A 12231-nucleotide genomic window follows, 5' to 3' on the forward strand; every position below is an offset into this window, starting at 1 on the left:
GAGTGTCGGTACCCGGTGTCGTGCGCCGCGCGGGCGGCCTGGTGCACGACGCCGCGAACCTCGGCTGGGCCGACGTGGCGCTCGGCTCGCGGCTGACCGGCGTGCTCGGCATCCCGGTCGTGGTCGGCCACGACGCCGAACTCGGCGCCCTCGCCGCATACGCGCGCGGCGCTGGTCCAGGGCATCGGCGCGGCGCCCGGTATGGCGTCCGGGTGGCCCCCTACCCCGCGGGGGTGGGCCCCCACCGTCGTATTCGCACCGCATCGGTGGGCTCACAGGAGCATGATCGAGGTATGGGCTTCTACACCGACCGGATCCTGCCCCACCTCACCGACAAGGTGTGCGGCGTCGCCGCGAACGACCCGCTGCGCAGGCGAACCTGCGCCGGGCTGCACGGCGCCGTCGTCGAGGTGGGATTCGGGTCGGGCAACAACGTCGGTTTCTATCCGGCCGCGGTCGAGCGGGTCAGCGGCGTCGAACCCGCCGACGTCGCCTGGAAGATCGGCGCGAAAAGGGTTGCGGCGAGCTCGGTTCCGATCGAACGCGCCGGACTGGACGGCCAGTCGCTGCCGTTCGGGGACGGTACTTTCGACACCGCCCTCTCGACATTCACCCTCTGCACCATCCCCGACGTGGCGGCGGCCCTTGCCGAGATCCGCCGGGTGCTGAAACCGGGCGGCACGCTGCACTTCGTGGAGCACGGACTGGCCCCCGATCCGTCGGTACGGACGTGGCAGCATCGGCTGAATCCGATCCAGCGGCGCGTCGCCGGTGGGTGCCATCTCGACCGCGACATCCCGGCGCTGATCACCGGCGCGGGATTCGAGACCCTCGAGCTCGACCGGTTCTACCTGACCGGCGCGCCCAAGGCGTTCGGCGCGCTGTCGCTGGGCGTCGCCCGCTGAGCCGTCGCCGGGATGCGTTCCAGGACGCCACCGGCGAACACGTCGTAGAGCGGCAGCGTCTCGAGGTGTATGTAACCGATGTGGCAATCGCACACGGCCAGCGGGCAGGGGCGCGGGGACAGCGCCGCGCGGTAGGAGCCGTCGTAGAGGTTGCCCAGCGGTGTGCGGACGAAATGACAGCGCCGGACGGTGCCCTCGCCGTCGACCGAGATCACCGAAGAGCCGGTGCGACATGGTGATCCGGCCGAGCGGTGCGGGTGCCGGCTGAACGGGAAGAGCGCGTCGATCGCGGTCCACTCGTCGGCGGCCTGATCGGTGTAGGTGTGGCCCTCGGCCGCGTTCACCCATAGATAGACGTGCTCGGGCAGGTCGGCGCGCAGCCTGCGGGCGTGGTCGAGGTGCTCGGGGAGCCCGACTATGCCGACGCTGAACCGGATCCCGGAGCGGGCCAGGCGGTGGGTCTTGTCCAGGAACCGGGCGTACGGTGTCTGGCCGGGGTGGTAGGTGCACCAGAGGGCGAGGGTGTCCGGGTCGGCGTCGGCCGTCCAGTCGATACGGCCGCTCAGGTTGGTCTGGATGGCGACTCGCTCGATGTGCGGCTGCCGCGACAGCTCGACCAGGGCGCGGCGATACCAGGAGCGCACCAAGCCCTCTCCCCACGGTGTGAACAGCACCGACAGCCGGTCGCCGCGCTGCGCCAGCGCCCACTCGGTGAACCGGTGCAGTGCGGCGCGATCCGCGCGCAACTGCTCGGTGGAGTCGCGGCGCTTCGCGAACGGGCAGTACGGGCAGTCGTAGTCGCAGGAGGCGAGTGGGCCGCGGTAGAGGATCGTCAGGTCCACTGTTTCACCGCTGCTCGTAGGCGGCCATCGCGGCGCGCACGGCGGGGGAGAAGAAGTCTGGGCCGATCGCGTCGGAATAGGCCAGCCCGCGCTCCGACAATCGCAGCAGCTCCGTGCCGGTGTCGGCGAGCCATCCACGGTCGGCGAGTGTGTGCAGTTCGGCGCCGAAGTCGTCCCACGGATCGGTGCCGAAGCGGGTCCGGTAGTCGGCCACCGCCAGCCCCTCGACCTGGAGCAGGGATTGCAGCAGGTGCCTGCGGGCGGCTTCGTCGCGGTCGATCATCCGTCCGTGCAGCGCGGAACCGAAATCGGTGGTCGCGACGTAGGTGTCGATGATGGCGCGGACTTCCCGCATGTCGACGGCGTAGTCGAACGAGTAGTGCAGTGTGCTGGTGTAGGAGCGGGCACCGCAACCGAGCCCGATCATCCCGTCGGTCTGGCAGGCGTAGTCGTCGGGGCCCTGCGGCGGGGCGTCGGCGCGCCGGAACATCCGCATCGACACCTGCTCGTAGCCGTGGACCAGCAGGTGATCGCGGCCCTCGGCGTAGCGGGCTAGCCGCTCGCGATCCCATTCCTGTTCGGCGACAGCAGGATCGGCGTGCCGGGCCAGGCCGGTCAGCGGCCGCACGTAGAGCGGGTAGAGGTAGATCTCCTCGGGCCGCCACGCCAGCGCCGCGTCGAGGGACACACGCCAGCTCGCGGCGGTCTGACCGTCGATGCCGTAGATGAGGTCGATATTGAGGACCGGGATCGACGTGGCACGGATCCGGCCCAGCGCCGCCTCGACCTCGGCCCGTCGCTGCGGGCGCACCGCGGCGCGGGCTTCGGCCTCGATGAAGCTCTGCACGCCCAAGCTCAGCCGGGTCGTGCCGCGCTCGGCGAGAACGGTGAGGCGGTCGGTGGTCGCGGTGGGTGGCGAGGCCTCCACCGACAGCGGGATCGCGCGCAGGTCCGCGCCCATGATGTTCTCGGCGATATCGCAGAGCCGGGTGAGCTCCGCGGCGTCGAGGAAGGTCGGAGTGCCGCCGCCGAAAGCCGCGGTGGCGAATCGGGCCGGCTCGTCGGCGCCGAGGCCCGCGCGCACCGCGGCGGCCTGGCGGGTGAGGGCGTCGAGATAGCGGGTGGTGAGGTCGTCCGGCGCGCCGACCCGGGTGAACAGATTGCAGAAGCCGCAGCGCACCTCGCAGAACGGGATGTGTAGATACAGCGACAGCGCCGACCGGGATTCCCCCGCCCACACCCGCGACAGGGCGGGGCGCTCCGGCAGCGGACGGTAGGCCGTCTTGTGCGGGTAGGCGTAGACATAGTTCTGGTACGGGCGGGGCGTGACGGTGCTGATCAGCATGACGGCTCCAGGAAGAAATGGCTGTAGGGCACCGTCCAGACGGCTTCGTGCCCGATTCGGTGGCCGGTGTAACCGTCCTCGCCGTAGGCGGTGCCGTGATCGGAGCACACGATCGCGAAGCAGCGGCCGCGCGCTCGCATCGATTCGAAGAGCGCGCCGATGTGCGCGTCGATGTATTCCAGTGCGGCGGCGTGGGTTTCGCGGGTGTCGCCCGCCTCCCGGGTCGCGCCGGGCAGATGGAACCAGTTCGGCTGGTGCAGGGCCGAGGCGTTGAGGAACAGGAACACCCGGTGCCCGGCGGGTACCGCGGCGACCGCGCGCCGCGCACACGCCACCTGCGCCTCGAACGAGGTCGGCGAGGCCACGGAGAACTCGGGGGCCCAATGGCTTTCGGTGAACAGATCGGGCAGCACGCTGCCCAGCGCACCCTGCTTGTTGAAGAAGCCGACGCCGCCGACGCAGATGGTGTGATAGCCGCGAGCCGCGAGCGCGGTGATCAGCTCGGGTTCCTCGAAGACGAAGGTGCCCTCGGCGGTGGTCTCGCTGCCCGCGAAACGCGCGGCGAACAGGCGTGGATGCGGGCCGGGCGCGGCCGGCGTCGGCAGGAAGCCGGCGAACATCGCCTGATGGGAGGCATAGGTGAAGCTGCCCGGCGCGTGCCGCCGCTGCCAGCGCCCGCCCGGCAGATACGCCGACAGGGTGGGCAGGCGACCGGCCGCGGCGAGTTCGGTCGCGACGTCGTAGCGCAGGGTGTCGAGGGTGAGCAGCAACAGGTCGTCGCGCCCGACGACCTCGGTCATGTCGGGCCGGGCGAGCACGGGTTCGGTGGTGGTCATCGCGATCCGATCGAGACGGGAGCGGGGGTCCGGGTGGTGAAGCCGGGTGCCGCGGCGAGCTGGGTGGCGTAGGTGTCGAGCCCGTCGCCGGGCGTGCCGGGCAGACCGGTCAGGCCCGGTAGCAGGTCGCCGAACGCGTTGACCTCGCCCACCGTGAATCGGCGCCACCCGAGACCGGGCAGCAGATCCACTCCGACGCACAGCGTTCCGGGAAAGCACGCCGCGGCGCGCTCACAGATCCGCATCGCCTCGCCCCAGGCTGTGCCCGCCGCGGCCATGACCTCGGCGAGGTCACCGCGGGCGCCACCGAGATGCAGATTGGTCAGCGGCCCGCGACTGGTGCGGACCACGGCGTGGGTGGCGCGGCCCGCGACGACCACGACCCGCAGATCGGCGCTGCGGCCCGCCGTGGTGGCCTTGGGAATCCAGCGTTCCAGGTGCAAACCGTCGGGTGCGAGCCGGTCGACGATGGCCGCGATCTGCTGTTCGTCGCGATACCGGCGCACCCGCAGCGAATTGTGCAGGGCGCCGGTGGCATCGCGTTCCACCGAGGTCGTCGCCTGCCAGCGGCCCGCCGCGGTGGACTCGATCGCGAGGACTCCCGACGCCGACGAACCGTGCGCGAGTTTGACGAACACCCGGGCCATCCCGGCCGCTCGCATCTGGTCCCGCACATCGGTCCATCCGCGGATCGGCGCGGTCATCGGCGACGGCGGCACCGGCACCGCGGCCGCGCGCAGCCGCGCATGGCAGCGGCGCTTGTCGAACAGCACCGCCAGCTCGGCGGGATCATCGAGACGCGCCCCGCCGCGCAGGGTGCCGACCGCGGCCAGGAAATTCCGGTACCAGCGCGCCGAGCCCTCCACGCGGGTCGGTTCGTCCGCCCCGCGCAGCAGCTGGTCCACCGCCGGGTTCTCTCCTGGTGAGTCCAGGCGCACGATCTCGTCGTCGGCGAAATCGTGACCGCCGTCGGTGAGCACCGAGTGCCATGCCACGACCCGTGGCGCCGGCTGCCCGGCGGCGCGGACCGCGTCGGTGAACAGCCGGACCCGCCGGTTCTCGGCGTTGCCGACCACCACCCAGCGCACGTCAGTTCACTCGCCGACCGAGACGAATCGCCAGACCGAACCGTCGTCGTCCTCGTCGGACTCGGCATCGTCGGTGTCGAGGTTCAGGCGCACACCGGCCGGGGTGAGCGCCTCGGTGAGGCGGGCGCCGATCTCGGTGCTGACGTAGTTGTAGTGCAGGTCCAGCGAGCTGAGGTGGGTCAGCGGCTGGCCGCCGAGCAGGGCCGCGACGCCGTCGTCGGTGAGGACACCCATCGACAGGTCGAGTTCGCTCAGCCGCGCCACCACCGGCGCCGCGGCCACCGCGGCACACACCGCGTCCTGGATCTCGCTGTTGCGCAGGGCGAGCCGGCGCAGGCTGGGCAGCCGGTCACCGGTCAGGATCGGCGCGAGATCGGCGATGTCGGCGTCGCCGCCGTATTCGGAGGTGCCAAGCCACAATTCGAGGTCGTGCAGTGCGGGCAGGTCGCTGGCGGCGACGCCGCGCACGACCGCGGCGGGCAGGCCACCGGCCTGGACGGTCAGCGTGCGCAGGTGCTCGTGCCGGATCGCGGGGAATTCCAGGCTCTCGCCGCCGCGCACACCCAGGACTTCGAGGTCGGGGAACGCGTCGAGGAGCCGGGTGACCTCACCCTGATGGATCCACGAGATCTCGCATTCCTCGCCGACGATGTCGCCGACGAACAGCGCGCGCAGTGCCGGAAACCGTTCCCGGGCAGCCACGATCGCGTCGATGACATCGTCGGGGCGGTTGTCGTAGGCGTCGGCCCAGGAGCCGACGATGATCGACCGCACCCGCGCGGGCTCGACCGCGTCGAGGAAACGCGCGAACGCGTCGGGCCAGCTCTCCTCGGCGTCATAGGAATCCACGCCGATCCGCCACGCCACCGCCTCGGCCGCGGGGAGCCCGCGCACCGCCGCCTCCCACACCGCCGTGTCCTTCTCCAGGTCCGGGAACGTGTGGGCGGGCAGACCGCCCCACTCGCGCAGGTGTTCTCCGATGGCCATGTGTGTTCCCGCCCCTTCTGGCGTAGCGACCCCGTGTGACTGCAGTGTTTCTACCAAGGGGCGCCGACATTCCGCGCGCCGGGCGGGTTGTCGGTGGCCGCGGCTACCGTCCTCGCCATCGGTCCGGGGATGTGGGCCGCGACGGGAGGAAATCATGTATCGACAAGGCGATGTGCTGATCGTGCCGCTGGCCGAGCACGCGGTCCCCGACACGGCGCGCGCGGCGACGGGGGAGCGGCGCGACAGCAGGGGCAGGCTGGTCCTCGCGCTGGGGGAGGTGACCGGGCACGCGCATGCGATCCCGGGGCCGGGCAGGCTCATTCGCGAGTCCGGCGCGTTCGGCCCGATGCTGCTGCACCTGCCCGAAGACGGACGGGTGGTGCACGAGGAGCACGCGCCCATCGGTCTGCCCAAGGGGTGGTACCGGGTCGTGCGGCAGCGCGAGTACGTGCCCGGTTCGGTGCGGGTGGTGGCGGACTGATGACAGTGCGGGAGACGACGATGACGAGCACGACCTGGCGGGCGATCGCGGCCGCGACCGGCGCCGGTGACCGCGCACGCGCGGAAGCGGGTGTGCGCCTGGCGTATACGCGGGCGGGCTTGGCCGAACCCGAGCGGATCCACTGGGCGGCCTCGCCCTTGGCGGCGGTACGGATGCTGGCCGAGGGCCTCGACACCGGCGCCCCGGTCCGCGAAGCGGTCCGCAGCGGTCCGTGGGCCACCGAACGGGCCCGGTTGCACGCCGAGCTCGGCGCCGCCGGCTACAGCGCGCACTGGCAGGCGACCGGCGCCGAGCTGTGGGAACTCACCGGCACCGTCGTCGAGCGCATCCGCGCCGGCGTGGTCGACGCCGCGGCGGGGGACGATCGCAAGGCGCAACGGCGGATTCGGGCGCTGTTGCTCGACGCCGTGCTCGGCCAGCACGAAGCGGCCTGGCTCAGTGCCTACGACACCGCGCCCGGCGGCGTGCTCGACGGTGTCGCCGCCGTGGCCACGCAGGCGGGCTGGTGGTGGCCCTACGAGCAGGTGGCGGTGATCTCGGAACGTCCGCTGGAGCTGCATCGCGACGAGGCGGGCAGGCTCGACCGCGGCGACGGACCCGCCCTGCGCTACGCCGACGGCTTCGCCCTGTACGCGTGGCGGGGCATGCCGGTGCCCGCCGAATTCCTCGCCACGCTCGCCACCTTGACCCCGCAGCGGATCCGTGACGAGGACAACGCCGAACTGCGCCGGGTCATGCTGGAGCACTACGGCTACGACCGCTACCTCACCGAATCCGGTGCCGAGCCCGTCCATCGCGACGAGACCGGCATCCTGTGGCGGATCGCGCTCGTCGGCGACGAGGACGTGGTGATGGTGGAGGTGGTCAACTCCACGCCCGAACCCGACGGGACCAGCCGCACCTACTGGCTGCGGGTGCCGCCCACCACCAGAACCGCGCGAGAAGGGGTGGCCTGGACCTTCGGGGTCACCGCCGACGCCTACGAACCCCTCGCGCAGACCTGATCCGGGTCAGCGGTCGGCAGGGCGCGCCGCGGTGGTGGTGAGGAAGTCGGTCATGGCGGCGGCGACGGCGGCGGGCTGGTCGAGCATCGACAGCACGTAGGCGTCGTCGATCTCGACCAGGCGGGCGCGGGGCATGAGCGCGGCCAGGCGGCGGCCGTGTTCGCGCGGCATCACCTTGCCCGCCGAGGACCACAGGATCAGCGCCTCGCCTCGGAAGCGCTGGAGCGCTTCGGTATTCGCGATCAGCTCGGCGCGATCGAAACCGGAACGGAAGTAGGCGAGCAGGTCGGCGCGGATCGCGGGGTCGCGCAGGCCGGGCTCGGTCCAGCCGTGCACGAGATCGTCGGGGAGCGGGTATCTGGCCATCCACCCGAACATCAGCGGATTCGCGCGCAGCCAGCGGATCCGCAGTTGGCGCTGGGCCAGGGCGATCCCGCCGGGCAGGTAGGCCGCCACCGTCGCGGTCTTGCCGGGGAGGCCGGGCGGGAAGTTGCCGAACGCCTCGCACGGGAACACGATCATCCGCCCGACCCGCTCGTCGAGGCCGTAGGCGGTCAGGAACAGCGAGCCGCCCCAATCGGAATGCACGAGTGTGGCCGCGCGCAGGTCGAGTGCGGCCAGGACGTCGGCGATGAGCTGGTTCAGGCCCCGCATGCTCAGATCGGTGCCGGGGCGCAGCGGTTCGGGGTGTCCACCGAAGGGCAGATCGAGCCGAAGGTAGCGGAATCCGTCGGGCAGCAGGGGGATGACCCGATCCCAGAGCGTGTGGTTCATCAGCGGCCCGTGCAGCAGCACGACCGGCGGACCCTCGCCGTGCTCGGCGTAGTGGACACGGCCCGCGGGCAGCTCGACAGTGGGCATACGAACCTCCAGGATTAGAGCAGACGCTCTAGCGCGTTTGCTCTAGTCTGGAACGGTGAGCGAGAAGATGTCAACGGCCACCAGGGAACGCCTGGTCGTCGCGGTCGCCGAGCTGATGCGCACGCACGGGTACAGCGCCATCACCGTCAAACAGATCACCGTGGCGGCCGGGGCGCCGATGGGATCGCTCTATCACCACTTCCCCCACGGCAAAGTGCAGATCGCCGCCGAGGCGTTGCGCGGATCGGGGGCCGCCTACATCCAGTTGCTGCCGCTGCTGATGGACCCACACGAGGACCTGCGCGTCGCCGTCCCCGCCGCCTTCGACGACGCCGCGCGCACGATGGCGGAGTCGGGATGGATGAACATGTGCCCGGTCGGCACCGTCGCGGGCGAGATCGCCGACAGCGAGCCCGCCCTGCGCGCCGTGGCGGCCGAGGTCGTCGCGGACTGGATCGAGCAGGGCACCGCCTATTTCGCGCGCCGCGGGCTCGCCGCGGCCGATGCACGTGATCTGGTGCTGGGCGTGCTGAGCGGGCTGGAGGGCGCGTTCCTCCTGGCACGCACACTGCGTTCGGCCGAACCACTGCACGCGGCGGGGAAGGCGCTGGCGGCGCGCGTGGAGCAACTGCTGGCCGAGGGCAGCCGTACCGCCGTCGACTCCTGACCAGCCGGCGCGCCGATCCGCTACGGGCGCGGCACGATGATCCGCGCCACCAGCGCGCGATGATCGGCGCCGGGCAGATCGACCGTCTCCACCGTGACGGCGTGCGCGTCGGCGAGCAGGATGTGGTCGATGCCCACCAGCGGCGGCACCCGCTGGTCGGTCGGATAGGTCACCAGGTGGCCCGCGCCCGCCTGGGCTGCGGCGTCGGCGAACCGTCCGGCGATGAGCGCGCGGAAGCGGACGTGGTCGTAGGTGGCGTTGAAGTCGCCGCCCACGATCACCGGACGATCCGCCGGTGCCCGGCGCAGGACGCCGTCGAGCCGGGACAGCTCGTCGGCCCAGACCACGGTGTCGTAGATCGGCGGGACCGGATGGAAGGCATAGACGGAGACCGGTCCGATGTCGGGCACGGTAGCCGTGGCCGAGATCTGATTGAGGACGTATCCGTCGTATTCGACGGTGTCCGACAAGGGGAACCGGCTCCAGATCCCGGTCCCGCTCGCGGTCTGACCGGGCGCCAGGTAGCGATACGGCAGCAGCTCGTCGAGACCGGCGGCGCCGAGATCGGTGACCGCCGTACGGGTCAGCTCGTTGACGGTGAGAACCGCGACCTCCCGCTCGCGCACCGCGCCCACGAGCGCGGCGGGATCGGCGCCGTCGAACAACAGATTCGCCTGCATGACCGTGAGCGCGGGACCGTCGCCACCACCATCGGCGACATACAGCGGCACCTGCGTCGCGACCCCGAGGGCCGCCACCACCGCCGCGACCCCGGTCGCCACCCACTGTCGGCTCGCCGCGAAGCCCACCGCGCCCACGAGCGCGCCGCCCAGCAGATACGGCGTGGCGGAGGCGGCCAGCACCACCGGCTCGGCCGTCCACCCGGTGAAGTGCAGGGCGACACCGGCCGCGCCGGCCAGCGTCGCCGCGGCGGACAGTACGACGGTTCCGACCCGGACGACCTGCGCTCTCATCGGCACAGCCAAACACGCGACCGGCGCGGACGCGAATTGCGCTCACCCTGCGCCGTACCCGTCACCAGCGGCGCGACCGGGGACAGGGCGCGGCGATCGGGCCGGGGGTGGTAGGAAAGGGGACGTGTCGGCATCTGACGAGAGTTCTGGTTCCCACGGTCGCTCCCGCGCGGTGGACGAGGTGGTGGAGCTGGTCAGCGCGCTGATCCGGTTCGACACCTCCAACACCGGCGAGCTGGCCACCACCAAAGGCGAACAGGAGTGCGCGGAGTGGGTGGCCGCGCAGCTGCGCGAGGTCGGTTACGAGACCGAGTACGTCGAATCCGGCGCGCCAGGCCGCGGCAATGTGTTCGCGCGTCTGAAGGGCGCCGATTCCAGCCGCGGCGCCCTGATGATCCACGGGCACCTCGATGTCGTGCCCGCCGAGGCCGCCGACTGGAGTGTGCACCCGTTCTCCGGCGCGGTCCGCGACGGCTACGTGTGGGGCCGCGGCGCGATCGACATGAAGGACATGGTCGGCATGACGCTGGCACTGGCCCGCCAGTTCAAGGCCGAAGGGACAGTGCCGCCGCGCGATCTGGTGTTCGCGTTCCTCGCCGACGAGGAGAACGGCGGCCGGTGGGGCTCGCAGTGGTTGGTCGAGCATCGCCCCGACCTGTTCGACGGTGTCACCGAGGCCGTCGGTGAGGTCGGCGGCTTCTCGCTGACCGTGCCGCGCCCCGACGGCACCGAACGCAGGCTCTACCTGGTGGAGACCGCCGAGAAGGGGCTGGGCTGGATGCGGTTGCGGGCCAAGGCCCGCGCGGGCCACGGCTCGTTCCTGCACGAGGACAACGCGGTCACCATCCTCGCCGAGGCGGTCGCGCGATTGGGCAAACACACCTTCCCGGTGGTGCTGTCGGACTCGGTCGCCGAATTCCTCACCGCGGTGAGCGAGGAGAGCGGGCTGCAGTTCGACCCGCACGGCCCCGACATCGAAGGCCAGCTCGCCAAGCTGGGCACCATCTCGCGCATCATCGGCGCCACCCTGCGCGACACCGCCAACCCCACGATGCTGCAGGCCGGATACAAGGCCAACGTCATTCCGCAGACCGCCGAGGCCGTCGTGGACTGCCGGGTGGTGCCGGGCAGGCAAGCCGCGTTCGAGCGCGAGGTCGACGAACTCATCGGCCCCGATGTCGAACGCGAGTGGATCACCAAGCTCGACTCCTACGAGACCACCTTCGACGGTCACCTCGTCGACGCCATGAACGACGCGGTGCTGGCCCACGACGCCGACGGCCGCACCGTGCCCTACATGCTCTCCGGCGGCACCGATGCGAAAGCGTTCGCGCGGTTGGGCATTCGCTGCTTCGGCTTCGCGCCGCTGCAGCTGCCGCCGGACCTGGACTTCACCGCCCTGTTCCACGGGGTGGACGAGCGGGTGCCGGTCGAGTCGCTGGAATTCGGCACCCGGGTACTGGAACACTTCCTCCTGCACAGCTGAGACGCCACGAATCGGAGAAACCATGAGCTACAACCCGTATGACGCACTGCCGCAGGTTCCGTCGTTCACCCTCACCTCCGCCGACATCACCGATGGTCAGCCGCTGGGCAACGACCAGGTCTCGGGCGTGTTCGGCGCGGGCGGCAAGGACATCTCACCGCAGCTGAGCTGGTCGGGCTTCCCGGAGGGCACCCAGAGCTTCGCGGTCACCGTGTACGACCCGGATGCCCCGACCGCGTCGGGCTTCTGGCACTGGGCCGTCGCGAACATTCCCGCCTCGGTCACCTCGCTCGACGCCGGCGCGGGCAGTGCGGGTGGCAGCCTGCCCATCGGCGCCGTGTCGCTGCGCAACGACGGCGGCTTCCCCGGCTTCGTGGGCGCCGCGCCGCCCAACGGCCATGGCCCGCACCGGTATTTCGTCGTCGTCCACGCCGTCGACGTGGCCGTGCTCGAGGTCGGGCCGGACGCCTCGCCCGCCTTCCTCGGCTTCAACCTGTTCTCGCACACGCTCGGCCGGGCCACCCTGATCGGCACCTACGAGCAGCACTGAGCATGAACGACGGTGGGCCCCCGAGCCGGAAAATCGGGGGCCCCCCCAGGTGTAGGGGCGACATATCAAATTACACCGGCACGGGGGGCGTGGGGGGGGTTGCGTCCGTGTAAGTGCGGGGGGCCGCCGCGGACTATGGGGGCACGTGGGCCGCCCACCCGGCCGGCGTCGGCGGCGGTTCCGA

General features: G+C 71.3%; 13 protein-coding genes. 6 read left to right on the forward strand and 7 right to left on the reverse strand.

The window, feature by feature from the left end; translation table 11 throughout:
• The first annotated feature begins 293 nt into the window (after positions 1-293).
• Positions 294-905 carry a class I SAM-dependent methyltransferase gene (locus QH270_RS22590; RefSeq protein ID WP_280345896.1) on the forward strand — a complete coding sequence of 204 codons (612 nt, stop codon included), beginning with the start codon at positions 294-296 and terminating at the stop codon, positions 903-905.
• Here QH270_RS22590 and QH270_RS22595 read toward each other — a convergent pair.
• The 5 genes from QH270_RS22595 to QH270_RS22615 are packed head-to-tail and all read right to left on the reverse strand — an operon-like array spanning position 848 to position 6003.
• Complete coding sequence (locus QH270_RS22595; protein WP_280345869.1) at positions 848-1747, reverse strand: STM4011 family radical SAM protein; 900 nt, start codon at positions 1745-1747, stop codon at positions 848-850. The genes QH270_RS22590 and QH270_RS22595 overlap by 58 nt on opposite strands.
• Positions 1748-1751: 4 nt before the next feature.
• Positions 1752-3092: an STM4012 family radical SAM protein gene (locus tag QH270_RS22600; protein ID WP_280345871.1), complete on the reverse strand. Its 1341-nt coding sequence runs from the start codon at positions 3090-3092 to the stop codon at positions 1752-1754.
• Positions 3086-3928, reverse strand: a complete 843-nt coding sequence (locus QH270_RS22605; protein WP_280345874.1) for an STM4013/SEN3800 family hydrolase — start codon at positions 3926-3928, stop codon at positions 3086-3088. Before QH270_RS22605 ends, QH270_RS22600 begins: the two co-directional genes overlap by 7 nt.
• Positions 3925-5016, reverse strand: coding sequence for an STM4014 family protein (locus QH270_RS22610; protein WP_280345876.1), 1092 nt, complete (start codon positions 5014-5016; stop codon positions 3925-3927). The genes QH270_RS22605 and QH270_RS22610 overlap by 4 nt, the downstream gene beginning before the upstream one ends.
• 6 nt (positions 5017-5022) lie before the next feature.
• Positions 5023-6003 (reverse strand): STM4015 family protein, encoded by a 981-nt coding sequence (locus QH270_RS22615; RefSeq protein ID WP_280345878.1) that lies wholly within the window; start codon positions 6001-6003, stop codon positions 5023-5025.
• A gap of 154 nt (positions 6004-6157) precedes the next feature.
• On the opposite strand from QH270_RS22615, the gene QH270_RS22620 reads away from it, so the two are divergent.
• Both QH270_RS22620 and QH270_RS22625 read left to right on the forward strand, forming a co-directional pair.
• On the forward strand, positions 6158-6484 hold the full coding sequence (locus tag QH270_RS22620; RefSeq protein ID WP_280345880.1) for a hypothetical protein: 327 nt from the start codon (positions 6158-6160) through the stop codon (positions 6482-6484).
• A gap of 20 nt (positions 6485-6504) precedes the next feature.
• Entirely contained in the window at positions 6505-7509 is a 1005-nt protein-coding gene (locus QH270_RS22625) for a DUF6745 domain-containing protein (RefSeq protein WP_280345883.1), read from the forward strand.
• Between the two features lie 6 nt (positions 7510-7515).
• On the opposite strand, the gene QH270_RS22630 is transcribed toward QH270_RS22625, so the two are convergent.
• Complete coding sequence (locus QH270_RS22630) at positions 7516-8370, reverse strand: alpha/beta fold hydrolase (RefSeq protein WP_280345885.1); 855 nt, start codon at positions 8368-8370, stop codon at positions 7516-7518.
• Between the two features lie 55 nt (positions 8371-8425).
• Between QH270_RS22630 and QH270_RS22635 the strand changes: the two genes are divergently transcribed.
• The gene (locus QH270_RS22635) at positions 8426-9037 is read left to right on the forward strand and encodes a TetR/AcrR family transcriptional regulator (protein ID WP_280345887.1); all 612 of its coding nucleotides are present in this window, start codon (positions 8426-8428) and stop codon (positions 9035-9037) included.
• A 20-nt stretch (positions 9038-9057) separates the two neighbouring features.
• Here the strand turns inward: QH270_RS22635 and QH270_RS22640 are convergent, their stop codons facing one another.
• Positions 9058-10011, reverse strand: a complete 954-nt coding sequence (locus QH270_RS22640; protein ID WP_280345890.1) for an endonuclease/exonuclease/phosphatase family protein — start codon at positions 10009-10011, stop codon at positions 9058-9060.
• Between the two features lie 124 nt (positions 10012-10135).
• Between QH270_RS22640 and QH270_RS22645 the strand changes: the two genes are divergently transcribed.
• Both QH270_RS22645 and QH270_RS22650 read left to right on the forward strand, forming a co-directional pair.
• Positions 10136-11497 (forward strand): M20/M25/M40 family metallo-hydrolase, encoded by a 1362-nt coding sequence (locus QH270_RS22645; RefSeq protein ID WP_280345892.1) that lies wholly within the window; start codon positions 10136-10138, stop codon positions 11495-11497.
• Positions 11498-11519: 22 nt separating this feature from the next.
• Positions 11520-12047 (forward strand): YbhB/YbcL family Raf kinase inhibitor-like protein, encoded by a 528-nt coding sequence (locus tag QH270_RS22650; RefSeq protein WP_280345894.1) that lies wholly within the window; start codon positions 11520-11522, stop codon positions 12045-12047.
• The last annotated feature ends 184 nt before the right edge of the window (positions 12048-12231 follow it).

Source organism: Nocardia neocaledoniensis (assembly GCF_029868625.1).
In the GTDB taxonomy this organism is placed as follows: Bacteria; Actinomycetota; Actinomycetes; order Mycobacteriales; family Mycobacteriaceae; genus Nocardia; species Nocardia neocaledoniensis_A.

Bases quoted from the DNA above. Each gene is read 5' to 3' on its own strand.
- QH270_RS22640 (WP_280345890.1), bottom strand. From the start codon at position 10,011: ATGAGAGCGCAGGTCGTCCGGGTCGGAACCGTCGTACTGTCCGCCGCG.
- QH270_RS22650 (WP_280345894.1), top strand. From the start codon at position 11,520: ATGAGCTACAACCCGTATGACGCACTGCCGCAGGTTCCGTCGTTCACC.
- QH270_RS22605 (WP_280345874.1), bottom strand. From the start codon at position 3,928: ATGACCACCACCGAACCCGTGCTCGCCCGGCCCGACATGACCGAGGTC.
- QH270_RS22625 (WP_280345883.1), top strand. From the start codon at position 6,505: ATGACGAGCACGACCTGGCGGGCGATCGCGGCCGCGACCGGCGCCGGT.
- QH270_RS22630 (WP_280345885.1), bottom strand. From the start codon at position 8,370: ATGCCCACTGTCGAGCTGCCCGCGGGCCGTGTCCACTACGCCGAGCAC.
- QH270_RS22620 (WP_280345880.1), top strand. From the start codon at position 6,158: ATGTATCGACAAGGCGATGTGCTGATCGTGCCGCTGGCCGAGCACGCG.
- QH270_RS22615 (WP_280345878.1), bottom strand. From the start codon at position 6,003: ATGGCCATCGGAGAACACCTGCGCGAGTGGGGCGGTCTGCCCGCCCAC.
- QH270_RS22590 (WP_280345896.1), top strand. From the start codon at position 294: ATGGGCTTCTACACCGACCGGATCCTGCCCCACCTCACCGACAAGGTG.
- QH270_RS22600 (WP_280345871.1), bottom strand. From the start codon at position 3,092: ATGCTGATCAGCACCGTCACGCCCCGCCCGTACCAGAACTATGTCTAC.